This is a genomic window from Marinobacter sediminum, assembly GCF_023657445.1.
Lineage (GTDB): Bacteria > Pseudomonadota > Gammaproteobacteria > Pseudomonadales > Oleiphilaceae > Marinobacter > Marinobacter sediminum_A.
The window spans coordinates 3,272,869-3,296,955 of sequence record NZ_JAGTWY010000001.1 but is presented as its reverse complement, the minus strand read 5'-3'; the positions used below and the strand labels follow the sequence as shown (position 1 = coordinate 3,296,955).

Here is a 24,087-nt window from a genome sequence, read left to right as displayed (position 1 = left end):
CCAGATAACGCAATTTCCAGTCTCAAGATAGAACCCCGGATTCTAACCTGCCGACTCCTCCAGTGAAAGAGTAAAAGACTTTTCATGAACAGCCTGTGGAAATTTTAAACTATATTTTTCAGTTTCTTACAAACTTACCTACAACCTTGTGTACAGAAATTTCTTTCCACATAAGTTACCCACAACCCTGTGTGTACACCTTGCGGTTAACCCTGTGTGAAAGCACAGGTCGAACAGGTGGATAACTCGCCTCGATTCTCCAAACCCGACTTACCCACATTTGGTCATGCATTCTTCCACAGGGCTCATCCCGCTTTATCAGAATCCTTATCAACGCCGTAATCCGCTGACTTTCTTTATTTTTATTCGCTTATCCACAGAAAACGCCCTCCCTAATAACAGTAATAAGTAATCTTTAAAAGAATTCTAAAAAGACCTATTAATGTAATTACTGAGCCGCTTAACCCCGATGAACCAGCCATCAGCATAAGCCCCTAGCAATAACCGTTGAATTCCCCCCGGTATTTGCATAGAATGCCGCTCCTGTTTTGGCTGTATATTTTCCGGCCAATTACTGAATTACCAACTGACGAATTGTGAGATCATCACCATGAAAAGAACGTTTCAACCAAGCGTCCTGAAGCGTAAGCGCGTACACGGTTTCCGTGCCCGTATGGCAACAGCCAACGGCCGCAAGGTTATTTCCCGTCGTCGTGCCAAAGGTCGCGCACGTCTGTCTGCGTAACTTGCTGGTCGCCTCATGAAGGCTTTGAACTTTCCGAAATCACACCGTCTGCTACGACCGGCTGATTACGGCAAAGTCTTCGATGACGTACAGCTGAAAGTTCCGCACCGGAATTTCCTGATCCTGGCAACACCGAATAATCTCGGTCATGCCAGGGTCGGTCTGATTTTCTCCAAAAAGAATCTGAAACTGGCCGTTCAGAGGAACCGGATCAAACGCCGGGTTCGAGAGACCTTCAGACATCAGACGGAACTCCCGGCTCTGGACATTGTGGTACTCGGAAGACAGGGGCTAGCAAGCCTGGATAACCAGGTCATCTGCGATTCGCTTAATGATCTTTGGCGCCGGCTGAAAAAAAAGCACAGCCAATCCCGAGCATCGACACCAGAGCATGCCAGTAGAGGAACGGGTTAATGCGCCAACTCTTGCTCCTGCCCATCCGCTTCTATCAGTACGCAATCAGTCCTCTGATGGGCAGTCACTGCCGCCATTATCCCACCTGTTCGCAATACGCTGTTGAAGCCATTGGCCACCATGGCGCGCTAAAAGGAATTTTTCTCTCAATTCGACGGCTTTTAAGGTGTCATCCCTGGGCCGAAGGCGGTTATGATCCGGTACCAGGCACGGCACAATCCGGATGCGCTGACTCCGTGACTACCTGCGTTCAGGAAGATCATTCCCATCCCACAACCCAGACCAGACAGTAACTCTATGGATATTCAACGCATCGTATTATTTGCCGGCCTGGCTATTGTCAGTTATCTGATGGTGCTTGCCTGGAATGAGGACTATCATCAACAACCACAAACCGCCCAGGTGACTGAAGCCTCTGCTTCTCAAACGGCGAGTGGTACGGATTCCATGGTGCTCCCGGAAAGCAACCAGAATCAGGCTACCGATGAAGAGTTCGCTACCCCGGAAGGCAGTGACACCGTTGTTGCATCAACCACCAACGGCGCCGCAGTTGAAAACCAGTTCATCACCGTTCGCACCGATGTACTCGATCTGACCATTGACCGGGTAAGCGGTAACCTCGTCAAGAGTTCCCTGCTCAATTACGATGAATCCCTGAACAGCAACGATTCCCTGCGACTGCTGACCAATACCGAAAGCCGGACATACGTTCTGGAAAGTGGTCTGATTGGTCGTGACGGCCCCGATAGCCGCAAAAATGCCAGTGCACCGGTTTATCAAGTATCAGCGGAAAACTACGAGTTATCCGATGGCCAGGACCAGCTGAACGTTGATCTGACCTACACCACTGACAACGGGGTCAAGATCGTCAAGCGGTACCAGTTCGCGCGCGACAGCTATGAAATAGGCGTTCGCTACCTGATCGAAAACCAGTCCGGACAGGAATGGAAAGCCAACTTTACCGGCAAAATCGTTCGCGATCAGGCCCCGGATCCGACCGCCCAGACCAGTATGGGTATCAAGGCGTTCCTGGGCATGGTCATGAGTTCCCCCGAGGACCCTTACGAAAAATTCGATTTCAGTGACCTGGAAGAAGCGCCCGTCAACCAATCCGTTACTAATGGCTGGCTGGCATTCCTTCAGCACTATTTTCTGACCGCCTGGATTCCCGAACGTGACCAGCCGGCCCAGTTCCAGACCACAACCCGTGGCTCGCTGAACGTGATGGGCTTTGTTTATCCAGCCACCAGCGTTGCACCAGGCGAAACAGTTGAAGTCGGAGCCAACGCCTACGTTGGCCCGAAAATCATCGATCGCCTGGAAAACATAGCACCAAACCTGGATCGCACCGTTGATTTCGGCTGGCTGTTCTTTATCTCTCTGCCACTGTTCTACATCCTTCAGTGGTTCCACGGCATCGTCGCCAATTGGGGTGTTTCCATCATCCTGCTGACCGTTCTGGTGAAAGCGGTCTTCTTCCACTTGTCGGCAACCAGCTACAAGTCCATGGCCAAAATGCGGGCGGTAGCGCCCCAGTTAACCCGGCTGAAAGAACTGTATGGCGATGATCGCCAGCGCATGTCCCAGGAAATGATGGGCCTGTACAAGCGCGAAAAAATCAATCCGCTGGGTGGCTGTTTGCCGATTCTGGTTCAGATGCCGGTGTTTATTTCCCTGTACTGGGTACTGTTCGAGAGTGTTCAGCTCCGTCATGCCCCGTTCATGCTGTGGATTAACGATCTGTCCCAGATGGATCCGTACTTCATCCTGCCGATCCTGATGGGCGCCAGCATGTTCCTGCAGATGCACCTGAACCCGACACCGCCGGATCCCATGCAGGCGAAGATCATGAAGATGATGCCACTGGTATTCACCGTGTTCTTCCTGTGGTTCCCGGCAGGTCTGGTCCTGTACTGGCTGGTGAACAATATCCTGTCGATCAGTCAGCAGTGGTACATTACCCGCAAGATCGAAGCAGAGACGGCAGCCAAGAAGCAATAACCACGGCAGCCGACCCGACCCAGACAAAGGCTCCTTCATGGAGCCTTTGTTGTTTCAGACTGAGGGAACCGAGATGAACCAGAGTTCTGACACCATTGCAGCAATAGCTACGGCGCCCGGCCAGGCCGGTGTGGGGATTGTTCGCGTCTCCGGTCCGTTGGCCACTGAAATTGCCAGTCAGATACTGGGATTCGAGCCCCGGCCCAGGTATGCCCACTATGGTCCATTTCTAGGAAGCGATGGTGGACTGATCGATGAGGGTATTGGCCTGTTTTTCCCGAATCCCCATTCTTTTACCGGGGAGGATGTGTTTGAACTACAGGGCCATGGTGGAACGGTTATTCTCGATTTATTGTTACGGGAAGTCTGCCGTCGCGGCGCCCGCCTGGCGCGGCCTGGTGAGTTTTCCGAACGCGCCTTTCTGAATGACAAACTGGATCTCGCCCAGGCAGAGGCCATTGCAGATCTGATTGAGAGTAGTTCAGAGCAGGCCGCACGCTGCGCTGTACGCTCGATGCAGGGAGTATTCTCGCGCCGCATTGACGATCTGGTCGACGCGGTGACCCACTTGCGCATTTACGTCGAAGCCGCCATCGATTTTCCGGAGGAAGAGATCGACTTTCTGGCGGATGGCAAGGTCGCGGGGGATCTGCAAGAACTGCTGAACCGCCTTAACACCATTCTGGCCGAAGCGCAGCAGGGCACCATTCTGCGTGACGGTATGAAAGTGGTTATTGGCGGGCGACCCAATGCTGGTAAATCCAGTCTCCTGAATGCCCTCGCTGGCCGCGAAGCAGCTATCGTGACAGCCATAGAGGGGACGACCCGGGATGTCTTGCGGGAACATATCCACATTGATGGTATGCCCCTGCACATCATCGACACTGCGGGCCTGCGGGACAGCCCCGACGAGGTGGAACAGATCGGAATTTCCCGGGCCTGGGATGAAATTCGTCAGGCGGACCGGATCCTGCTCATGGTGGATGCGACCACGACCGATAAAACCGAACCTCACGAAATCTGGCCTGACTTTATTGATCAGCTGCCTGCCAGAGCACCGGTTACCGTGATACGCAACAAGGTAGACCTTTCCGGTGAAACCGTTGGAATCACTGCCGAACCGCATCAGTCAGCGCCGGTCATCCGGCTTGCCGCCAAATCTGCCGAAGGCCTGGAAACCCTGCGGGATCATCTGAAACAGTGCATGGGCTTTGCCAGTACCACCGAGGGTGGCTTCCTTGCACGCCGTCGTCATCTCGATGCGCTGGAGCGAGCCCGGCAATCACTGTTGCAAGGACAAAGTCAGCTCGAAGGCTACGGTGCCGGCGAACTGCTGGCAGAGGACCTGCGGGCAGCACAGGATGCGCTGGGCGAAATCACCGGGCACCTGACCCCGGACGACTTACTTGGCAAGATCTTCAGCAGTTTCTGCATTGGCAAGTAGAACCGGAACAACCGGTTCTACTTGCCCCTCTCTGATTTACTCCCTGTATTTTCTCGAAACTCGCTAACCTTTTTCACGACGCTCCCGGATGGTCGTGAGGTTTTTATTGCGGTCTTAAGGGTTCCTTAAGCTCTCTGAGCCACACTCTTGCGAATCAAAAATGGACATCGAACCCGTAAGGAAAAGGGATTCGCTCAAGGTGGCGTCTTTATGGCTTCAGAAACATCTTTATCCGTTGTTATTCCGGTGATGAACGAGGAAGACAGCATTGGCAAACTGATTACCGAGATTCACTCGGCTTTGAACGAGTATCCCCGGTTTGAAATCGTCATAGTGGATGATGGCAGTAGCGACCAGACCCTTGCCATGGCGCTTGCTACGGCGAAATCCCTCGAATGCCCGATTCAGACGATTCGGCATGAACGGAATGCCGGTCAGAGCTGTGCGGTAAAAACCGGTGTGAGGTATGCCCGTGGAGACTTGATTGTCACCATCGATGGCGATGGTCAGAATGATCCAGCCGATATTCCCGCGATGTTACGGCGGGCGGAAACCATCGGTGCCGATGATTTCTGTATCGCCGGTTACCGCAAAAACCGAAAGGATACTCCCTGGAAATGTTTTCAGTCGCGGCTGGCGAATCGGGTACGGAATGCCTTGCTGCATGACGGCGTTCCGGACACGGGTTGTGGTCTGAAAGTGCTGCCCCGGGAAACCTTCCTGAAATTGCCATGGTTCAATCATGGCCACCGTTTTATCCCGGCGCTGGTTAAGGCAACGGGTGGCCTGGTAGACGTGGTTGAGGTGAATCACCGGCATCGCGAGCAGGGAATTTCCAAATACTCTGCCTGGAACCGGGCCTGGGTAGGCATCGTTGACCTGATGGGCGTGATGTGGCTGATACGGCGCATGCCGGTTATTCGTATAAGTGAACCCCATGACGCAGGCCAGTCCTGATATGAAAAGCTGGCTTAAGCCACTTTCATTTCTGTTTCTGGCAGTCACCGGTGCGCTGGCTATCAGCCAGGGCTGGCTTGACCTCCTGGCCGACCAGAAACATCTTGCCAGTTACCTTCACAGTCATGGCGTGATGGGTGTTGTGTTGATTGCTACGGGTGGTGCTGTGTATTCCGGGCTCGGAGCCCCCAGGCAATTGCTTGCGTTCGTGTTTGGTTTTGCCATGGGCTTTTCCACGGGGACGATCTTCTCCACCCTGGTCACCACCCTGGGAGCGGCGGCTTGTTTTTACACCGCCAGATTTTTGCTCAGACCCACCCTGCTTAAGCGGTTCGAACGCCGGATGACGGCCTTTGACCGCACCATTGCCCTGGATCCGCTGTTAAAGATTATGCTGATCCGGTTGCTGCCGGTGGGCAGCAACCTGCTTACAAACCTCCTGGCTGGAGCCTCCGGTATACGGGTATTGCCGTTCCTTGTTGGCAGCACTCTGGGTTATCTGCCTCAAATGCTGATCTTTGCGCTGGCCGGTGCCGGCATCGGCAACGCCAACCAATACCCATTGTTGTTGGGGGCTGCGCTTTTTGTTGTTGTCGCAATGATTGCTGCCACGCTTTATCGAAACCGGCGAATACGAAACCTTTCTGCCCCGTTATCTGAAGAGTTCTGATGGGTTCTATGTCTGTGTCCCGTCTTCTTGATGATCTTGCCGACCGGATAAGCCGTTTGTCAGAACGGCAGCTGTTCCTGCTGCTGATGGCATTTGCCGCGTTTATGATATTCATGGGGATCGGCCTGCGTTCGCCGTGGCCTGCGGATGAGCCCCGTTTTGCGGAAGTCGCCAGGGAAATGGTGGACTCGGGACAATGGCTCATTCCCATGCGGGGGAGCGAGTATTATCCCGACAAGCCCCCGGTCTTTATGTGGGCCGTCGCCCTGTTCTACTGGCTCACCGGCAATCTGAAAATTGCTTTTCTGCTGCCCAATGCCCTGTGTGGTTTGCTGACCTCAGCATTGGTATTCGACCTGGGACGCCGACTCTGGAATCCGCGTACCGGCGCTATCGCCCTTGGTTTGCTGTTGCTTGCCCCCCAGTTTCTGATTCAGGCCAAGAGAGCCCAGATCGACGGCATGGTCGCCTGCTGGATAACCGTTGCCTGTTACGGGTTGCTCAGACACTTTTTCGAGCGACCGGCCTGGGGCTGGTATTTTGCGGCCTGGGGTTTTATGGGGCTGGGCATCATTACCAAGGGTGTCGGATTCCTGCCCATCTTCATGTTTCTTCCACTACTGGCAATGGCGATCAAAGACCGTACCCGGTTTGGTGATGCACTGACCTGGCGCTGTACCCTGGGCCCACTGGTGATGCTTCTCGTTGCTGCTGCCTGGCTGGTGCCCATGGTGATGTATGTGGACAGTGTTGGCACCGACGCCGCACTGGCCTATCGCGACAATATACTGTTCAAACAGACGGGTGAGCGATACGCCAATTCCTGGGGGCATTTGCAGCCCTGGTACTACTTCATCGTCAATGTGATTCCGTCACTCTGGTTTCCGCTTCCCTTGCTGATCCTGGCAGCCTGGCGCCCGTTTGCTCGGCGTTTGCGCCATCAGCCGGAACTCGTTGTACTGTTTGTCTGGGTCATTCTGGTTGTGGTGTTCTTCAGTCTCAGCCCGGGTAAGCGTGGTGTATACCTGTTACCCGCGCTACCGATGTTCGCACTTGGCATTGCTGTGGTCCTGGACAGCTTGCCCGGCCTTCGGGAAGGCACGTCGGCCTGGTTGTCGCCGTTGATGACAGGGCTACACGGAGTTCTGGCTGTGGCTCTGATTGCGGTTGGCATTCTGGCGTTAAACGATCACCCCAGGCTTGTGGAAAAATTCAGCGATTACAGCCGGGATCCTGCCCGCCTCCCTGAGGCTGGAAGCTTCTTCCTGACTTTCGGTATTCTCTGGCTGGCTTCCTTGCTCATATTCTGGCGAAGCCACGCTCTATTCCGTTGGTTCCTGGCGTTGATGGTGAGCTGGCTGCTGTTCTCTACCTGGGGCTATAGCATCATGGAACCCCTGCGTACGCCACGGAACATACTCGCCGCCGCAGAACAAAGACTGCCCCCTGATGCGGAACTTGGCCTGCTTCGTTTCAGCGAGCAATTCATTTTGTTTTCCCGGCTCGACATAACCCACTTTAGCTATTTCAGCAGCGAGCGGGGTATGGAACGCAATGCCTGGCGGTGGATGAACGAGGGGACCGAACGGTATTTGCTTGTGGAGAATGGCCTTGAGCTGGCCTGTTTTGGTTATGAAGGCGCTCCCAAACTGGGTGTTGCCCACCGGGAGGCCTGGTACCTCCTCGGCCCCGACCAGCAAAAAGCCTCTTGCCAGGCACCCGCCAAACGGCAAGAGTTCACAACACCGTATCCGTGCCGTGAAAGCACAGGGTTGTGTGTGAAAGCCAGTTCGCCTGACCTCTAGTCGTGCTTCAGCCCGCGGCGATGGCAATACGTGATAGACTGCTGCACGAAGACCTGAAAGCCCTGCAGGATGCTCTGGGGTAGATCACCGACGCGATAGCGCCCGATGATCTGCTAGGCAAGATTTTCAGCAGTTTCCTGTATTGGTAAATGGGGTCATGTTCAAAATGCCGGTTCGCTCTTTCCCTCAGCAGCGCCTTGCGTATGTCACGCTGCTGCTTGCCTTTTTGCTGAACGGCTGTGCGTTCATTGAACGGGCAGTCACGCCGGCCCATGGCCCAGATTATCAAGCCGGCCAAGATGCCTCTGAAGGCGACGTGAGCCAGACCAGGGAAACGTCGCAGCATGAACGCGAGGCACTGTTCGCCCAACCTTACATCGACCCATTGACGGATTACCTCCGTAAACACCGGGGCGACACTGGCCAGCAGTCGATTCTTTCAGAGATCCGGCGGGAACGGGACGCCCGTTGTGACGCCATCGCCCTGGACTATGAAACCAGGCCAGCCACGGAAGACAATCTTCAAAGTTATCGGGCCGGCTACGATTATTCCTGTCCGCAAGACGTTGAGGCGTTTGCTGAGCGGGTGAACACCCGGACTGAATCCGTGCAGGCAACGGAGGACGAGCAAACCGGGGCTGCTACTGTTCAAAGCAAAGCGCTCAGCGATTGCTATCTGCTCACCAGCATAAAGAACTTCAGTGCGGCCAGAAAGGTGTGTTCCACTCCGGCAGAGAACGGTGATACTCGCGCCCAGGCCAGCATGGGGATGATTGCTTACGCGTTCGAGAAGTTCGACGAGGCATTTGACTGGGCCCGTCGCGCGGCGCCCGAATCGGCCGACGCAAGCTATCTGCTGGGCAGACTTTATGAGCGCGGCAAGGGTGTTAAAACGGATCGCAAAAAAGCCGCCTACTGGTATCAGCAGGCTATTGAAGGAGGACACAGTGACGCACAGGGGGCGCTCCAGAGTCTTTCATCGGTTGCCGAACGGGATGACGGTTAATCATCATTAATCGATAAGGGGAGTTAGCGCTCCGGGATCATTCTATGCTATTTCCGTTTCTGCGGGCGCCCACGCTGAGACATTCCATTCTCTGGCTTCTTGTCAGTCTTCTGCTGGTCTTCCTGGTCGGGATGACGCTGCTTTCGAACCTCAACCTCAATTATTCCAAGGACGCGATTTCGGACCTTCGCCGGCAACAGATAAAGGAAGTAGTGTCTGGCGGTCTGGCACGGATTGATGCCCGGCAGTCAGCTCTTGCCAGCTATACCGTCACTCTTGCCAATATTGGCGAAAGTTTCTATCGGCTTGGCGATGGCCCCTCATCAGCCACTGAAGCCACTCTGAAATCGGATATGGAAAATACACTCAAGCAGCATCTCGAGGATTTTGAAGGCGCCTCGGCTGCGGGTTTATGGTTTGAGCCGGGTATCCTCGCTGATGGCAACCGCAGCTATATGCCTTATTACATCCTGGACTCGGAAACGCCATCCGTCGCCGGGCAATCGGTGACAACGGTTCCGAAACGTCTGGATACCGAGTCCCAGTTTGGTGAGTACCGTAATTCACCCTGGTTCTCCCGCACCCTCGGGCCGGACTGGCAGCCAGATCCGCAGCAGGCAGGCACCGTCTACTGGTCGCCGGTTTTCTTCGATCTCAATACCAAGCGGGCGCTGCTGGCGCTGGCCAGCCCGATGTACAACCGTGATGGCCGATTGCTTGGAATTGCCACAACGGCCTGGTCAGCAGATCAGATCATCGATCTGGTCAGTGAGGTGAGTGTCACCGACCAGAGCTTTGCCTTCCTCAACGATCGGAACAATCGCAACCTGTCGAGTCTGAGTCAGGGTGAAGACAACCGTGAGGAACAGGCGTTGATCGATGCCATTCTTGGTCTGAACCTGGCTGAGCGATTACCTGAAGCAGCCAGCAGCGTGCGCCTGCCACTGACGACTCAGCGGATGATGGTGAATGGCCGGGACTACGAGTTGTACTTTGCCGGTACTGCCGGAGGTATGGTTTATGGCGCGGGCGTTCCGGAAGATGAAATAAATGCCGTACTGCGCACCATGGTGAGTACCAACAAGCAAATTCTATTCGGTACAGCGGGCGTGCTCCTGATTATCAGCGTGTTTCTGATCTGGCGAATTGTCCGGCTGATTCGTGAATTACAGGCTTCCTACACCGATGAACTGACTGGTCTGCCGAATCGGGTCCGGTTGCAGCGTGATTTGCAAACCCGTGAGGGAGCCGCCCTGTTGATTCTCAATCTGGACCGGTTTAACCAGATCAACAGTCTTTTGGGCACAGCGTGCGGTGATCACGTTTTGCTGGTCGTCGCTGCGCGATTAGCCAGCCTGCGCCGTGGCGTGGAATCACGAACCATCTATCGTTTGCCTGGTGACGAATTTGCCTTACTGACCAGTCCCGAGTCCCAGAGCGCGATTGAAGAACTGGCGGCAGACATGAGGACCCTGGTCACCGACCAGCGCGTTTACTGGGAAAACCAGCCACTGACGCTCGACGCGAGCGTTGGCGTAGCAATTCGACAGGAACGCCGGGCAAATGATCCGGCAGACCAGCTGATCAGTCAGGCCACGACCGCCATACTCAGAGCCCGGCAACAAGGTCGCCATCAGTTGCTCTATGACCCTCTTGTGGGTATTGAAGAAACGTTTGAAAACAACCTGAATTGGGCCAATCGGCTGAAAGAGGCTATTGATGAGGAACGGCTGATTGCCTGGTTCCAGCCCATCCACGATAACCAGCTTGACCGGGTGACCAAATTTGAATGCCTGGTGCGAATGGTGGAGGGGAATGGCGATGTGATCAGCGCCTCACGTTTTGTTGATATTGCCAATAAGCTTCGCCTCAACAGGACCCTTACGGCCGTTATGCTGGAGCAGTGTTTTCGTGAGTTCAGCGGACGTGAAGAAGAATTTTCGCTGAACCTGTCATATGGGGACATCGCCCACCAGCCCACCGTGAAACGGATTATTGACGCCCTGGACAGGTCTGGCATCGGTGACCGGGTGATTTTTGAGATCCTGGAATCCGATGGTATTGCCAACTATGACGAAATTCGCTCATTCATTGAACAGGTTAAACCCTACGGTTGCCGGATCGCCATTGATGATTTCGGCACCGGCTATTCCAATTTCGCCCACCTGCTCAGCCTTCATGTGGATTTCATCAAGATTGATGGCAGCCTGATCCGCCACCTGCATGAAGATCAGACCGCGTTTCTGGTGACCAGAGGCATCGTCCAGTTTGCCCGCAGCCTGAATATCCGCACTGTTGCAGAGTTTGTCCACAACGAGCAGGTTCAGGCCCGGGTAAAAGAACTGGGTATTGATTTTTCCCAGGGCGAGTACTTTGGCATGGCCAGACCTTCCCCCTGAGCAGGATGTGCGCACCTGCCGGCGGATTGCCATTGGCTGAACGTTGTCAGTGGTTGAACGCAAACGCTTCCTTGGGCATCTGCATCAGATTCCTGCTGGGGCTGAGCATGCTGGTGGCGTGTGACTGCGCCCGTGGCAGGAGGCGTTCGTAGTAGAACTCGGCGGTTGCCAGCTTGGACTGGTAAAAAGCCTCGGATTCCTCGCCGCCTTTGTCTAACCGTTCTGCAGCTACGGCGGCCTGCCGTGCCCACATGTAGGCCATGGTGACGTATCCGCTGTACATCAGGAAATCATGGGCCGCGGAACTGACCATATCCCGGTCTTTGCGCGCCGCCAGCATGACCCGCACCGTGAGCAGATTCCATTGCGCGGTCAGCTTCAGCAATTCTATCGCGTAGGGCCGCAGGCGCTTGTCGGTGAGATGTTTGCGGGCAAAGTTGGCGATCTTCGCGGTAAATTCCCGTACCGCGCCACCCCGCGTCATCAGCAGTACCTTCCGCCCCAGAAGATCCAGTGCCTGAATACCGGTAGTGCCCTCATAGAGAGTGGCAATCCGGGTATCACGGACAATCTGCTCCATGCCGTGCTCGCGGATGTAGCCATGGCCGCCAAATACCTGCATGCCGAGATTGGATGCTTCATAGCCCAATTCGGTCAGAAACCCTTTCAGGATGGGTGTCAGGAAACCGAGCTTGTCGTCGTACTTGTCGGTTTTCTTCTGATCGCCTTCGGAATGGCCCTCCACCATGTGATCCGCCAATCGTGCGGCATAATACAGCATGGCCCGACCACCTTCTGCGATCGCTTTCTGGGTCAGCAGCATCCGGCGGACATCGGCATGGTGGATCAGGGCATCGGCTACCTGATCCGGCTCCTTTTTACCGGAAAGCGCGCGCATGGATCGGCGCTCTTTGGCGTAATCCAGCGCCCATTGATAGGACAGCTCGGCCGGCCCCACGCCCTGAATGGCAGTGCCGATCCGGGCGGTGTTCATGAAAGTGAACATGCAGTTCAGGCCTTCGTTCTCCGGGCCGATCAGGAATCCGGTGGCGCCATCGAAGTTCATCACGCAGGTGGCGGAGGCCTTGATGCCCATTTTCTTTTCCAGGCTGCCACAGGTCACAGCATTACGCTCGCCGATACCATCGTTAGCGCCTGGCATGAACTTGGGCACGATGAACAGGCTGATGCCTCGAGTGCCCTTGGGTGCGTCCGGCAGGCGGGCAAGCACAATGTGGATAATGTTTTCGGTCAGGTCGTGGTCACCGGAGGAAATGAAGATCTTGGTTCCAGTCAGGTGGTAGCTGCCATCGGCCTGGGGCTCGGCTTTGGTTTTTACCTGGCCGAGATCTGTGCCGCACTGGGGTTCGGTCAGGCACATGGTACCGCCCCATCGGCCTTCCGTAAGTGGTGTGAGGTAGGTCCGTTTCTGGTCCTCACTGCCGTGCAGGAAAATGGTATTCATGGCACCCATTGACAGGCCAGGGTACATGGAGAATGACCAGTTGGCGGTACCCATCATTTCCTGCTTGAGCAGCCCCATGGAGGCGGGCAGTCCCTGCCCACCGAACGCTTCCGGCGCAGACAGCCCCTGCCAGCCACCCATCGCATACTGATTGTAGGCTTCCTTGTAGCCGGCGGGCGTTGTAACAACGCCATCTTTGAGCGTGCAGCCCTCCTCGTCGCCTGACTGGTAAAGGGGGCTCAGGACGTCTTCGCAGAAGCGCCCACACTCGGTCAGAATGGCATCAACAATGTCCGGAGTGGCGTTTTCGCCGCTCTTGAGACTTTTATAGTGCCTGGGGTAGTCAAATACCTCATTGAGCAAAAATTTCATGTCGCGCAGCGGCGCCTTATAAACCGGCATAACGAATCCTCTGTACCTGTCGTTCATCCACGGGGAAGCTCCTATACTGGCAGTATTACGGTATTCCCGGGCCGCTGCCATTGACGAAAACCACCGGACCGGATGTCAGCAAAGACAATTGGCTGAAATGACGCGAGAGTCTTCGAACCGCACCCGGCATTGATCGAAGCTGCCGGATACCGCGTATGTGTTGGCGTGGAACTCGAAACTCAATGTCTCCGACGGAGTGTAAAAGTCATGCAAATCCCCCCTGCCAGCGTTTGGGCATCTGGCCCATTCCGTCTCCTGTGGGTATTGTTCGGAGTGTGGTTTCTGACCGGTTGTGCGGGCTCATCACTTGAGGATTATCGTGATCGCGAGCCGGCCCTGATCCCGGACCAGTTCTTTACCGGCGAACTTTCTGCCCGTGGTGTGGTCAAGGATTTCTCTGGCGAAGTCATTCGTACCTTTGATGCCGATATAACCGCGTCCTGGGCTGAGGATGGCACCGGAACTCTCGATGAGGTCTTCCGGTTTGATGACGGAGAGGTTCAGACTCGGGTCTGGACACTGACTCCGTCTGAACATGGCTATCGCGCGACAGCCGGGGATGTGGTCGAACCCGGCACCATGCAATGGCAGGGCAATGCCATTCATATGAACTATGTGCTGCAGGTGGCCTACGGTGATGGCACTCTGGACGTGCGGATGGACGACTGGATGTACCTGATTACGCCGGACACCCTGATCAATCAGACCACCATGAGTAAATGGGGCATTGATGTCGGGGAAATTGTTCTGGTCATCCAGAAACGGTAGACAATACCTGACCAAACCTGACGGATGCTTGGAAAATTATGTGGAAGCAATGGCTGATCGGACTGGTAATGGTTGCCGTCGCAGCGGGAGCTGCGGTTACTTACCGCTCAATGGAAAGTGAAAAGGCGACCCAAAGTGGTCGCGAGCGGCCTGCCAGTGTCGTCAATACACGGACGCCGGAGCGGGATACGGTGCGTGATGTGGTCAAGGCCGTTGGTAACCTCAAGGCCCTGAATGCGGTGGAGCTGACGACCGAAGTCAGTGGCCGTGCGGTGGCACTCAATCTTGAAACGGGTCGCCGGGTGGAGCAGGGCGATGTGCTTTTGCGACTCGACGATCGCCAGGCCCGGGCTGACCTGGAGGTTATTGAGGCCCAGCTAGCCGATGCCCGCCGGAAGTTTGAACGGGCCCAGCGCCTCCGTTCCAATAACAGTATTTCCCAGTCCCAGGTGGACGAATTGCGTACCGCAGTCGATGTGGCGAACGCCCAGCGCCAGTCGGCCCGGGTGCGCCTGGAAAACCACCGGATTGAAGCACCTTTTGCCGGTGTTGTCGGGCTGAGTGATATCAGCATCGGTGCCTATGTCACCGCTGGTACCGCCATTACCACGCTCGATACCACGGAGCGCATGGAACTCAACTTTGCCATTCCCGAACGGTTCCTGGGGCAGGTTGGCCTGGGACAGCAGGTAAATGGCACCTCGCCAGCCTTTCCGGATACCCGCTTTGCCGGAGAACTCGCCGAGCTGGGCACCCGTATTAACGAACTGAGCCGGACTCTGCCGGTACGGGCTCTGATTGATAATCCCGATGGCAAACTGCGCCCCGGACAATTTATGTCAGCAACCCTGACACTGCGGGAACGTCAGGCCCTGGTGATCCCGGAACAGGCAGTCATGGTCCGTGGTGACGAAAAGTATGTGTTTGTTGCCGAGGATGGCATTGCGCGACGGATGTCGGTAGTTCTGGGCTCCCGTATGCCTGGCCTGGTCGAGGTGGCCGAGGGTCTGACTCTCGAGGATGCGGTGATTGTTACCGGACAGGATCGTCTCAGCAGTGGCGACCGTATTCGCGTGGTGGACGAGGACAATGCCATACCGGATAACCGGTTTGCCAAGTCCACGGAGTCCTGACCGTGATTCTTTCAGATGTCTCGATCAAGCGCCCCGTCTTCGCAACGGTTCTCAGTCTGCTGATTGTGGTGTTTGGTCTGGCTGCCCTGCTGGGCCTGCCAGTTCGTGAGTACCCGGACATTGATCCGCCCGTGGTGTCGATTTCCACAGACTACATCGGCGCGGCTGCGGAAGTGGTGGATACCCAGATAACCCAGGTGGTCGAAGGGGCCATCAGTGGTATTGAAGGTATCCGTTCGATTGAGTCGTCTACCGAACAGGGTGAATCCCGCACCAGTATCGAGTTTTCCACATCCCGGGATGTGGATATCGCCGCCAATGACGTTCGCGATGCGGTTTCCCGGGTTGCAAACCAGTTGCCTGAAGAAGCGGATCCGTCCGTTGTTCGCAAGGCTGACTCCGATGCCCGCCCAATGATGTGGGTGACACTGCGCAGTGATGTCTGGGACAGTGCTGAGCTGAGTGATTTCGCAGATCGGGTTCTGGCTGACCGTCTGTCCGTGCTGGATGGGGTTGCAAATGTCCGTATCGGCGGTGAACGACGTTACGCCATTCGGGTCTGGCTCGACAGGGAGCGGCTGGCAGCCAGGAATATCACGGTGGCGGAAGTGGAGAGTGCCCTGCGCGCCAATAATGTGGAATTGCCCGCCGGCTCAGTCGACTCTTCCACCCGGAACTTCACGGTGAGGGCCGAAGGCCGGTTATCCAAAGTAGAGCAGTTCCGCGAACTGGTCATCCGTCGAAACGACAACGAGCTGCTGCGCCTGGGCGAGGTTGCCAACGTTCAGATGGGTGTCGAATCCGACGTCAGCCGTCTTCGCGCCAACGGCCAGACGGCTATCGGCATGGGTATTATCCGCCAGTCCAAGGCCAATACAGTCGCCGTTTCTGATGCGGTGCAGGCTGAGCTGGAGAAGATCCGGGAAACCCTGCCGCCGGAAGTAACGATCGCTGAGAGCTACGATGAATCCATCTTTATCCGGGCCTCGATCAAGGAAGTGGTAACCACGCTTGCGATTGCCGTGTCCCTGGTGATTCTGGTGATCTTCCTCTTCCTCCGTTCCTGGCGTGCCACCCTGATTCCGGCCGTGACGATTCCGGTCGCGGTCATCGGCAGTTTTATCGGTCTGGGCTTCCTGGGCTTCTCCATCAACGTGCTGACCCTGCTGGCCGTGATTCTGGCCATCGGACTGGTGGTGGACGATGCCATCGTGATGCTGGAAAACATCCAGCGCCGAATCGACAATGGCGAACCGCCGCTGCTGGCCTCCTACCGCGGTGCCAAACAGGTAGCCTTCGCCGTTATTGCCACCACCCTGACGCTGGTCGCGGTGTTTGTGCCCATCTCGTTCATGGGGGGCAACGTCGGCCGTCTGTTTGCGGAATTTGGCTTCACACTGGCGGCTGCCGTCGTGGTGTCCAGTCTGGTTGCGCTCACCCTCGCGCCCATGCTGTGTTCGAAATGGCTCAGACGCAGTCCGGAATCAGCCGAGGGCCATCGCCTGTGGGCGGCCAGCGAGAAGGTTTTGAGTGGTTTGACCCGGGGTTACGAACGGCTGCTGCGCTTCTCCCTGAATCAGCCTGGCCTGTTACTCGGCCTGGGCGTGGTGGGGCTGATCGCTGCTGCGGTCGTTTATCCGAAACTGCCTCAGGAGCTGGCGCCCACCGAAGATCGTGGCGTCATCATTATGCCGACCAGTGCCCCCCGGGGGTCGACGGTAGAGTTTACCGATCACTATGTCCGCAAGGCGGAAGAACAGCTGATGCCCTACCTCGAGTCCGGCGTAGCCAGTCGTCTGCTCTCCATTGTCGGTTTCCGGGATGAAGAAGATAACGCCTTCATGATCATGGGCCTGGTGCCCTGGGAGCAGCGGGACATCAAGCAGCAGCAGATCACCAGTGAGCTGCGGGGCAAACTGAGTCAGGTTGCCGGTATCCGGGTGGTGGCTGTAAATCCTCCGGGTCTGGGCCAGAGAGGATTCAGCCAGCCCGTGGAATTTGTTGTTGCCGGCCCGGATTACGAATCGGTCCAGGCCTGGAGCGAGGAAATCGTCGAGCGGGCGAAGGAAAATCCGGATCTGCTGAACCTGGACACAGACTTTGAACTGACCCGGCCGGAACTGCGTCTGACCATTGATCGGGAGCGGGCTGCGGACCTGGATATAACCGTCGAGGAAGTTGGCCTGACCCTGCAAACCATGCTCGCGTCCCGGCAGGTGACAACGTACCTGGATCGTGGCCGTGAGTATGACGTGATTGTCCAGGCGGCTGATGCTGACCGTGCCACCCCGGCCGATCTGGGTCAGATTTTCCTGCGGCCGAGGGAGGGCGGTACCCTGATCCCCCTTCAAGCCCTGGTATCGGTGGAGGAAGTGGGTGCTAACCCGGATTTACGGCGGATCGATCGGCTGCCGGCCGTGGTTATCAGTGCCTCCCTGGCAGATGGTTACGACCTGGGCTCGGCGCTGACCTACCTGAACAATCTGGCTGTGGATAACCTGCCACCGGAAGCGCGGGTGAGCTACAAGGGCTTGTCCCGGGAATTCCAGGAATCCTCAGCCGCAATCTACGTGACCTTTGCCCTGGCCTTTGTGATTGTTTTCCTGGTGCTGGCTGCCCAGTTTGAGAGCTGGATTCACCCGTTGATTATCATGCTGTCGGTACCGTTGGCGGTTACCGGGGCGCTGCTGGCCCTTTGGTGGGCCGGGATCAGCCTGAATATATACAGCCAGATCGGCATCATCATGCTGCTGGGGCTGATGGCAAAGAACGGTATTTTGATTGTTGAGTTCGCCAACCAGCTCCGGGACAGGGGTTATGAAGTTAAGGACGCGATCCTGGAGGGAGCCAGCCTGCGTTTCCGGCCGGTATTGATGACCACCATCTCCACCGTCTTCGGCGCTGTGCCGCTGGTTATTGCCACGGGCGCGGGCGCTGAAAGCCGTACGGCTATTGGTATGGTCATTCTTGGTGGGCTGATTTTCGCGACCACCCTGACGCTGTTTATTATTCCCGTGCTTTACAACCTGCTGGCACGGTTTGCCAAGTCCGCGAACGCAGTGGAGCGGGAACTGGAGCGTCAGGCAACGGGTAGTGCCGGCGGCGCGGGAATGGCGACCGCGCCGCGCAAACAGGCCGACGATTTCTGACCGGTCCGGTTGCATTCAGAGTGTGGGTGGAAAGCACAGTTGGCCGTTGAAGACCTCATCAGGATGTACATCCACACAGAAAACCTGCTGACCGGATTCTGTCGGCAGGGTTGTGGACAACGTAACCGTGCGCCGGGCATCTGGCAGGGCGACATAGGGTCGTGAACTGTTGATGTGCTGAGGCCGTTCCAGGGCGTTGCGGAAGTATTCCCGATGGCCCCAGCGTGCACCGGCAGAATGATACAACGGGTTGAACCCGCCCCGGTGTATGTCGTTGGTGGCGTGGGCAAGATTGCCTTGCTGGACCCCGCTGCCGTCGAGCAGGAAACAGCGTTTGACACCATCCATTTGCAGCAGGCGATTGCAGTTTTCCCTGAAAGGGTTGGTTCGCATGATCTGGTGGCAGGCATCCATGATTTCAAAGCGCAGCAGTCGCAGGTAACTTTCCTGGTCCTTGCTATCCTGTAGCCACCATTCATCTGAATCGGCCACGACAGTGCGTAAGCGGGCTTCCGATTTTTCCACCGTTTCATCGGCGATCGCCCCTGGTCTGGCAAACAGAAACCCCTGTAGCAGATCTGCCTCCGTATCCAGCGCAATTCTGGCCTGGGCACCGTTTTCAATACCCTCCAGCAACACCAGGCTGCCGCTTTCACGGATCATCCGTACAAGGCTTTCCAGGAGCAGGCGGGCGCGGTTATTGTTTTCTGCGTTCACCAGCAGACTGCGGTCCAGTTTGACGATCAGGGGGTTGATTCGCCACAGGCGCTCGAAATTGGAGTCGCCCATGCCAAAGTCATCAATGGCGATCTGGAAACCAAGACCCTTGGCCTTGTGGATAAATTCCATCAGCGCTTCGGGGTTATCCGAGGCGGTTTCAACCAGTTCCAGAACAATTTTCTCAGGGTGCAGGCCGCAGCTTTGGCACTGTTGTGCCAGTCGCTCCAATGACGCTTCGGGATGAACACAGGTATGCGGATTGATGTTGAGAAAGAGCCAGACCGGGTTGTCGCCCGCGGAAAAACCGGACAGATGCAAGTGCAGCAGGTGGCGGTCCAGCTCCGGGGTCTGATTAAGATTCGCCGCCTGCTCGAAAAGCTCGACGGGGGATATGGGGTGTTTATTCCGGCTGACCCGGACCAGGGCCTCGTAGCCGACCAGTTTCTGGTGGGTTGGGCTTAGTATGGGTTGGTAGGCAGATCTGAAATCGTGACTGTGGATAATTCCGGGGTCGGGTTCTCCCTCGGTGCCACTATGGCTGCGACGGGAAAGTCGGACTACGCTGCTCATGGTCAGGAACCTTTAGATAATTGTTTCCGGGAGAGCCGTCCTGGCGAGGAATACCAACGGTTGAGCAGGTATTTTCAGCGAGTTTCATGCCAAAATTCCCGAAGCAGCTGATAACAGTGGTGTTAGTTTGTTCCGGTTTTGCCTGACTCGGGGTATTCGGCACAATTTCAGTGCAAATTTGGCGTAGATCGCCAACACCGCGCACCAAAACAGGATTATTCATGGCTACACACAGTCAGTTCCGTTTGCTGGGGCAACGACGGTTCCTCCCGTTTTACCTCACCCAGTTTTCCGGAGCGTTCAACGACAATCTGTTCAAGAATGCATTGTTGTTGCTGATTACCTACGGTGCGGGTGGGTTGATGGGGCTTTCCGTCAACGTTGTGGTCAATCTCTCCGCTTTCCTGTTTATCCTGCCGTTCTTTCTGTTTTCCGGAATTGCCGGCCAGATGGCGGACTGCTATGAAAAGTCCCGCATTATCCGCTACGTAAAGCTGGCGGAGATTTTCATTATGGGGCTGGCCGCACTGGGTCTCTGGTTTGGCTGGTATGAGCTGCTGTTGGTGTTGCTGTTCCTGATGGGCACTCAGTCCACCTTCTTCGGGCCGGTCAAGTACGCCATCCTGCCGCAGGTTCTGGCGGATGATGAGCTGGTCGGTGGTAACGGCCTGGTCGGCATGGGGACGTTTGTTGCCATTCTTATGGGCACCATTGCTGCGGGTCTGCTCATGGGCTATGAAACGGCTGCGAAGCTCACTGCTGTCGCAGTTCTGGTCATGGCGGTGCTTGGTTATCTGGCGGCCCGTCAGGTGCCCCCAACCCGCAATCACGGCGCCGATATTGTGGTCCGGTTTCGCCCGGTTGCAGAGACCTGGCACCTGATGTCGGTTGCCGCTGAGCGGCGACCGGTGTTGCTGGCAATCCTGGCCATCTCCTGGTTCTGGTTTCTGGGCGCCGCCTACCTGACGCAGTTCCCCAACTTTGCCCGTACCAACCTTCTGGGCGATGAAACGGTGGTCACCTTGTTGCTGGCAATGTTCACCATTGGTGTCTCCATAGGCTCCATGCTCTGTGAACGGCTGACCAAGCATCATGTTTCCCTGGTGCCAGTGCCCTGGGGGGCGTTGGGTCTGAGCTTGCTGGGCATGGATTTGTTCTTTGCGGTTCCTGATGCGCCGGTTTCGTCCACCTGGTGGACCCTTGTGACCGATCCGGTGTATTTGCGGGTACTGCTGGATCTGATGGGTATCGGTATCTGCGGGGGACTGTTTATCGTTCCGCTTTATGCTTTCATCCAGCATGAAACCCCACGCGACAAGCGTGCCCGTATCATTGCTGCACTCAACGTGATTAATGCCTTGTTCATGGTCGTCAGTGCGCTGGCCGGGATTCTGGTTCTTGGTGTCCTTGGGGTAAGCATTCCCGGCTTTTTCCTGCTGTTATCTATGCTCAATGCCGTGGTGTTGCTGGTGGTATGGCATTTGCGGCGTCTGGAAGCAGCAAAATCTGTGGATAATTGATTGAACAACCTACGGATAATCTCTGAATGAATATTTTTAATCTCAATGAAAACAGATAGTTAAATCTATATTTCAAGCACTTAAACAGCAATAAAATATGTGGATAACTTTCTTGAAAACTTTTCTTAGAAGGTGCTGCCAAGCCTCTGAAAAGCAGATAATTTCGGTTTTCCACTACCCGTGATACAGGGATTTTTCAGCATTTTATCCCGGGGTTCGGATTATGCGGCTTTCAACCCGGCGTGGGTCTGGTTAAAATTTGTGCATTCAGACTGCATTTTCCCGGGTGAGGCGTTATACTCGCCGCCCTGTTTTTATCCCCCGATTTCCGAGGTGTACTGTGGATTTTCCGACCCGTTTCGATGTCATTGTCATTGGTGGCGGCCATGCCGGCACTGAAGCCGCTCTGGCAGCGGCCCGCATGGGTTCGCAGACCCTGCTGCTGACTCACAACATTGAGACCCTGGGCCAGATGTCCTGCAACCCGGCCATTGGCGGTATTGGCAAGAGTCATCTGGTGAAAGAGATTGATGCCCTCGGTGGTGCCATGGCCCATGCCACGGACCAGGCTGGCATCCAGTTTCGGGTTCTGAACAGCCGCAAGGGCCCTGCTGTTCGTGCGACCCGTGCCCAGGCTGACCGGGTGCTTTACAAGGCGGCGATTCGTCACACGCTGGAGAACCAGCCCAATCTGACCCTGTTCCAGCAGGCTGCAGATGACCTGATCGTGGAAAATGACGAAGTAACCGGTGTGGTGAGCCAGACCGGTATCCGGTTCAACGCCAAAACCGTAGTGCTCACCACCGGCACGTTTCTTGGCGGTGTTATCCACATCGGCATGCAGGCTCATTCCGGCGGCCGTGCCGGCGATGCCCCGGCCAATGCACTGGCCAAACGCCTGCGTGAGCTGCCCTTTAACGTGGGCCGCCTGAAAACCGGCACTCCGCCTCGCATCGATGCCCGCAGTGTGGACTTTTCGGTTATGGAGCAGCAGTGGGGCGACAATCCCGCGCCCGTGATGTCCTTTACCGGTAGCCGGGACCAGCACCCGGAGCAGATCTGCTGTTACGTGACCCGCACCACCGAGCGAACCCACGACATCATTCGCAGCGGCTTTGACCGTTCACCCATGTTCGCCGGGAACATTGAAGGCATCGGGCCGCGTTACTGTCCGTCCATCGAGGACAAGGTGAACCGCTTCGCCGACAAGGATTCGCATCAGATCTTCGTAGAGCCCGAGGGCCTGACCACCAACGAGCTCTACCCGAATGGCATTTCCACCAGCCTGCCGTTCGATATCCAGCTGGAGGCGGTGCGGTCGATTCCGGGCTTTGAAAATGCCCACATTACCCGGCCGGGTTATGCCATTGAGTACGATTTCCTGAACCCGCAGGACCTGCGCCATACCCTGGAAACCAAGTTTATCCAGGGGCTGTACTTCGCAGGCCAGATCAACGGTACCACCGGCTATGAAGAAGCCGGGGCCCAGGGCCTGCTGGCGGGCATCAATGCGGCACTGAAGGCCCAGGAGAGAGAGGAATGGTATCCGCGCCGTGACGAGGCCTATCTGGGTGTTCTGGTAGACGATCTGATCACCATGGGCACCAGTGAGCCATACCGCATGTTCACCAGCCGGGCGGAATACCGTTTAATCCTGCGGGAAGACAACGCCGACCTGCGCCTGACCGAGACCGGCCGCAAGCTGGGCCTGGTCGATGATGATCGCTGGCAGAAGTTTAATGACAAGCGTGAAGCCATTTCCAAAGAGCGCAGCCGTCTGGAATCCACCCGGATCCATCCGAATGACGAGGCCGGGGAACGCGCCAACAGGCTCCTCAAACAACCGATGAACCGGGATCAGACCCTGGCTGAGCTGCTGCGTCGGCCGGAGATTGATTACAGTCACATTGCCGAGATCGGTGCCGAGCACGCCGAAGACCAGAATGTGGCCGATCAGGTCGAAATCGAAATCAAATATGAAGGCTACATTTCCCGCCAGGCGGATGAGATCGAGCGCCTGCGCCGGAATGAGAACACGGCATTGCCTGTGGATCTGGACTACGACGTCATCGGAGGCTTGTCCAACGAGATCAAGCAGAAGCTCAAATCAGTTCGCCCGGAAACCGTGGCCCAGGCTTCCCGGGTTCAGGGGGTGACTCCGGCGGCGGTCAGCCAGATCCTGGTGCACCTGAAGAAGCGTGACCTGCTTCGTAAACAGAGTGCCTGACCCGAAACCATGACCAACGAACTCTGGCAACGCCAGCTCCGGGACGGGCTGGCGACGATGGGCCTGGCCTTCAGTGAGGAGCGGCAGCAAGGGCTGCTTGCGTTTCTGGCCCTGCTCAACAAGTGGAACCGGGCATACAACCTGACTGCGGTCCGCGATGAACGGGCTATGGTGTCCCGGCAGTTGTTAGACAGCCTCAGCATCCTGTCCTGGGTGACCACTGATCATCTGCTGGACGTTGGTGCCGGTGGTGGTCTGCCGGGCATTCCGCTGGCGATTGCCTTGCCAGAGAGGCAATTCACCCTGCTGGACAGTAACGGCAAGAAAACCCGGTTTCTCAATCAGTGCGTGCTGGAACTTGGCCTGAAAAATGTTCAGGTGATACATGGTCGTGCCGAGGACTGTAAACCGGAGCAACCGTTCACCCAGATCAGTAGCCGGGCCTTTACGGCGCTTGAGAATCTGGTGGACTGGTGCGGAGATCTGCTGGCGAATGAGGGCGAGTTCCTTGCCATGAAAGGTCAGTTTCCGGATGATGAGGTGGCTGCCCTTCCGGCCGGCTGGCAGGTAAAATCCCGCCATTCCCTGAAAGTTCCCGGTGCGGATGGCGAACGACACCTGTTGGTGATCGCCCGGGCAGATGATTCCCAGTAACCCCCCAA

Annotated in this window: 18 protein-coding genes; 16 read left to right on the top strand and 2 right to left on the bottom strand. The window is 56.3% G+C overall.

Annotated features, from left to right (window positions below; genetic code table 11):
- Window positions 1–610: 610 nt before the first annotated feature.
- The 10 genes from rpmH (at window position 611) to KFJ24_RS15430 (ending at window position 11,441) form a co-directional block, all read left to right on the top strand.
- Window positions 611–745, top strand: a complete 135-nt coding sequence (rpmH, locus tag KFJ24_RS15475; RefSeq protein WP_008172542.1) for a 50S ribosomal protein L34 — start codon at window positions 611–613, stop codon at window positions 743–745.
- A gap of 15 nt (window positions 746–760) precedes the next feature.
- Window positions 761–1,159, top strand: a complete 399-nt coding sequence (gene rnpA / locus KFJ24_RS15470; RefSeq protein ID WP_250831993.1) for a ribonuclease P protein component — start codon at window positions 761–763, stop codon at window positions 1,157–1,159.
- The gene (gene yidD / locus KFJ24_RS15465) at window positions 1,159–1,452 is read left to right on the top strand and encodes a membrane protein insertion efficiency factor YidD (RefSeq protein WP_250831992.1); all 294 of its coding nucleotides are present in this window, start codon (window positions 1,159–1,161) and stop codon (window positions 1,450–1,452) included. The genes rnpA and yidD overlap by 1 nt, the downstream gene beginning before the upstream one ends.
- Before the next feature lie 4 nt (window positions 1,453–1,456).
- Window positions 1,457–3,160 carry a membrane protein insertase YidC gene (yidC, locus tag KFJ24_RS15460; protein WP_250831991.1) on the top strand — a complete coding sequence of 568 codons (1,704 nt, stop codon included), beginning with the start codon at window positions 1,457–1,459 and terminating at the stop codon, window positions 3,158–3,160.
- 73 nt (window positions 3,161–3,233) lie between these two features.
- On the top strand, window positions 3,234–4,604 hold the full coding sequence (gene mnmE / locus KFJ24_RS15455; protein WP_250831990.1) for a tRNA uridine-5-carboxymethylaminomethyl(34) synthesis GTPase MnmE: 1,371 nt from the start codon (window positions 3,234–3,236) through the stop codon (window positions 4,602–4,604).
- Between the two features lie 210 nt (window positions 4,605–4,814).
- A complete protein-coding gene (locus tag KFJ24_RS15450) occupies window positions 4,815–5,561 on the top strand; it encodes a glycosyltransferase family 2 protein (protein ID WP_250831989.1) in 747 nt (248 codons plus the stop codon).
- Entirely contained in the window at window positions 5,542–6,231 is a 690-nt protein-coding gene (locus KFJ24_RS15445; protein ID WP_250831988.1) for a TVP38/TMEM64 family protein, read from the top strand. Before KFJ24_RS15450 ends, KFJ24_RS15445 begins: the two co-directional genes overlap by 20 nt.
- On the top strand, window positions 6,231–8,036 hold the full coding sequence (locus KFJ24_RS15440) for an ArnT family glycosyltransferase (RefSeq protein ID WP_250831987.1): 1,806 nt from the start codon (window positions 6,231–6,233) through the stop codon (window positions 8,034–8,036). Before KFJ24_RS15445 ends, KFJ24_RS15440 begins: the two co-directional genes overlap by 1 nt.
- Before the next feature lie 166 nt (window positions 8,037–8,202).
- Window positions 8,203–9,042 (top strand): tetratricopeptide repeat protein, encoded by an 840-nt coding sequence (locus KFJ24_RS15435; RefSeq protein ID WP_250831986.1) that lies wholly within the window; start codon window positions 8,203–8,205, stop codon window positions 9,040–9,042.
- A gap of 44 nt (window positions 9,043–9,086) precedes the next feature.
- Window positions 9,087–11,441 (top strand): bifunctional diguanylate cyclase/phosphodiesterase, encoded by a 2,355-nt coding sequence (locus KFJ24_RS15430; protein WP_250831985.1) that lies wholly within the window; start codon window positions 9,087–9,089, stop codon window positions 11,439–11,441.
- 46 nt (window positions 11,442–11,487) lie between these two features.
- Here KFJ24_RS15430 and KFJ24_RS15425 read toward each other — a convergent pair whose 3' ends face one another.
- Complete coding sequence (locus KFJ24_RS15425; protein WP_250831984.1) at window positions 11,488–13,308, bottom strand: acyl-CoA dehydrogenase C-terminal domain-containing protein; 1,821 nt, start codon at window positions 13,306–13,308, stop codon at window positions 11,488–11,490.
- A 237-nt stretch (window positions 13,309–13,545) separates the two neighbouring features.
- Between KFJ24_RS15425 and KFJ24_RS15420 the strand changes: the two genes are divergently transcribed.
- From KFJ24_RS15420 to KFJ24_RS15410, 3 genes are read left to right on the top strand one after another with little or no spacing between them, the layout of a single operon-like run.
- On the top strand, window positions 13,546–14,106 hold the full coding sequence (locus tag KFJ24_RS15420; RefSeq protein ID WP_250831982.1) for a DUF3833 domain-containing protein: 561 nt from the start codon (window positions 13,546–13,548) through the stop codon (window positions 14,104–14,106).
- A gap of 38 nt (window positions 14,107–14,144) precedes the next feature.
- Entirely contained in the window at window positions 14,145–15,239 is a 1,095-nt protein-coding gene (locus KFJ24_RS15415) for an efflux RND transporter periplasmic adaptor subunit (protein WP_250831981.1), read from the top strand.
- 2 nt (window positions 15,240–15,241) lie between these two features.
- Window positions 15,242–18,388, top strand: a complete 3,147-nt coding sequence (locus KFJ24_RS15410; protein ID WP_250831980.1) for an efflux RND transporter permease subunit — start codon at window positions 15,242–15,244, stop codon at window positions 18,386–18,388.
- A 15-nt stretch (window positions 18,389–18,403) separates the two neighbouring features.
- Here the strand turns inward: KFJ24_RS15410 and KFJ24_RS15405 are convergent, their stop codons facing one another.
- Complete coding sequence (locus KFJ24_RS15405) at window positions 18,404–19,678, bottom strand: EAL domain-containing protein (RefSeq protein ID WP_250831979.1); 1,275 nt, start codon at window positions 19,676–19,678, stop codon at window positions 18,404–18,406.
- 221 nt (window positions 19,679–19,899) lie between these two features.
- Here KFJ24_RS15405 and KFJ24_RS15400 point away from each other — a divergent pair, with 221 nt between their 5' ends.
- The 3 genes from KFJ24_RS15400 to rsmG all read left to right on the top strand — a co-directional run bounded on the left by KFJ24_RS15400 (window position 19,900) and on the right by rsmG (window position 24,079).
- Window positions 19,900–21,198, top strand: coding sequence for an MFS transporter (locus KFJ24_RS15400; RefSeq protein ID WP_250831978.1), 1,299 nt, complete (start codon window positions 19,900–19,902; stop codon window positions 21,196–21,198).
- Window positions 21,199–21,538: 340 nt separating this feature from the next.
- A complete protein-coding gene (gene mnmG / locus KFJ24_RS15395; RefSeq protein WP_250831976.1) occupies window positions 21,539–23,425 on the top strand; it encodes a tRNA uridine-5-carboxymethylaminomethyl(34) synthesis enzyme MnmG in 1,887 nt (628 codons plus the stop codon).
- 9 nt (window positions 23,426–23,434) lie between these two features.
- Window positions 23,435–24,079, top strand: coding sequence for a 16S rRNA (guanine(527)-N(7))-methyltransferase RsmG (rsmG, locus tag KFJ24_RS15390; protein ID WP_250831975.1), 645 nt, complete (start codon window positions 23,435–23,437; stop codon window positions 24,077–24,079).
- Window positions 24,080–24,087: the final 8 nt, after the last annotated feature.

Excerpts from the sequence above, each read along its gene's own strand:
- KFJ24_RS15400 (WP_250831978.1), top strand. The coding sequence starts at position 19,900 with ATGGCTACACACAGTCAGTTCCGTTTGCTGGGGCAACGACGGTTCCTC.
- rpmH (WP_008172542.1), top strand. The coding sequence starts at position 611 with ATGAAAAGAACGTTTCAACCAAGCGTCCTGAAGCGTAAGCGCGTACAC.
- KFJ24_RS15445 (WP_250831988.1), top strand. The coding sequence starts at position 5,542 with ATGACGCAGGCCAGTCCTGATATGAAAAGCTGGCTTAAGCCACTTTCA.
- KFJ24_RS15450 (WP_250831989.1), top strand. The coding sequence starts at position 4,815 with ATGGCTTCAGAAACATCTTTATCCGTTGTTATTCCGGTGATGAACGAG.
- yidC (WP_250831991.1), top strand. The coding sequence starts at position 1,457 with ATGGATATTCAACGCATCGTATTATTTGCCGGCCTGGCTATTGTCAGT.
- mnmE (WP_250831990.1), top strand. The coding sequence starts at position 3,234 with ATGAACCAGAGTTCTGACACCATTGCAGCAATAGCTACGGCGCCCGGC.
- yidD (WP_250831992.1), top strand. The coding sequence starts at position 1,159 with ATGCGCCAACTCTTGCTCCTGCCCATCCGCTTCTATCAGTACGCAATC.
- KFJ24_RS15440 (WP_250831987.1), top strand. The coding sequence starts at position 6,231 with ATGGGTTCTATGTCTGTGTCCCGTCTTCTTGATGATCTTGCCGACCGG.
- rsmG (WP_250831975.1), top strand. The coding sequence starts at position 23,435 with ATGACCAACGAACTCTGGCAACGCCAGCTCCGGGACGGGCTGGCGACG.
- KFJ24_RS15435 (WP_250831986.1), top strand. The coding sequence starts at position 8,203 with ATGCCGGTTCGCTCTTTCCCTCAGCAGCGCCTTGCGTATGTCACGCTG.
- KFJ24_RS15425 (WP_250831984.1), bottom strand. The coding sequence starts at position 13,308 with ATGCCGGTTTATAAGGCGCCGCTGCGCGACATGAAATTTTTGCTCAAT.
- KFJ24_RS15430 (WP_250831985.1), top strand. The coding sequence starts at position 9,087 with ATGCTATTTCCGTTTCTGCGGGCGCCCACGCTGAGACATTCCATTCTC.
- KFJ24_RS15420 (WP_250831982.1), top strand. The coding sequence starts at position 13,546 with ATGCAAATCCCCCCTGCCAGCGTTTGGGCATCTGGCCCATTCCGTCTC.
- KFJ24_RS15405 (WP_250831979.1), bottom strand. The coding sequence starts at position 19,678 with ATGAGCAGCGTAGTCCGACTTTCCCGTCGCAGCCATAGTGGCACCGAG.
- KFJ24_RS15415 (WP_250831981.1), top strand. The coding sequence starts at position 14,145 with ATGTGGAAGCAATGGCTGATCGGACTGGTAATGGTTGCCGTCGCAGCG.
- rnpA (WP_250831993.1), top strand. The coding sequence starts at position 761 with ATGAAGGCTTTGAACTTTCCGAAATCACACCGTCTGCTACGACCGGCT.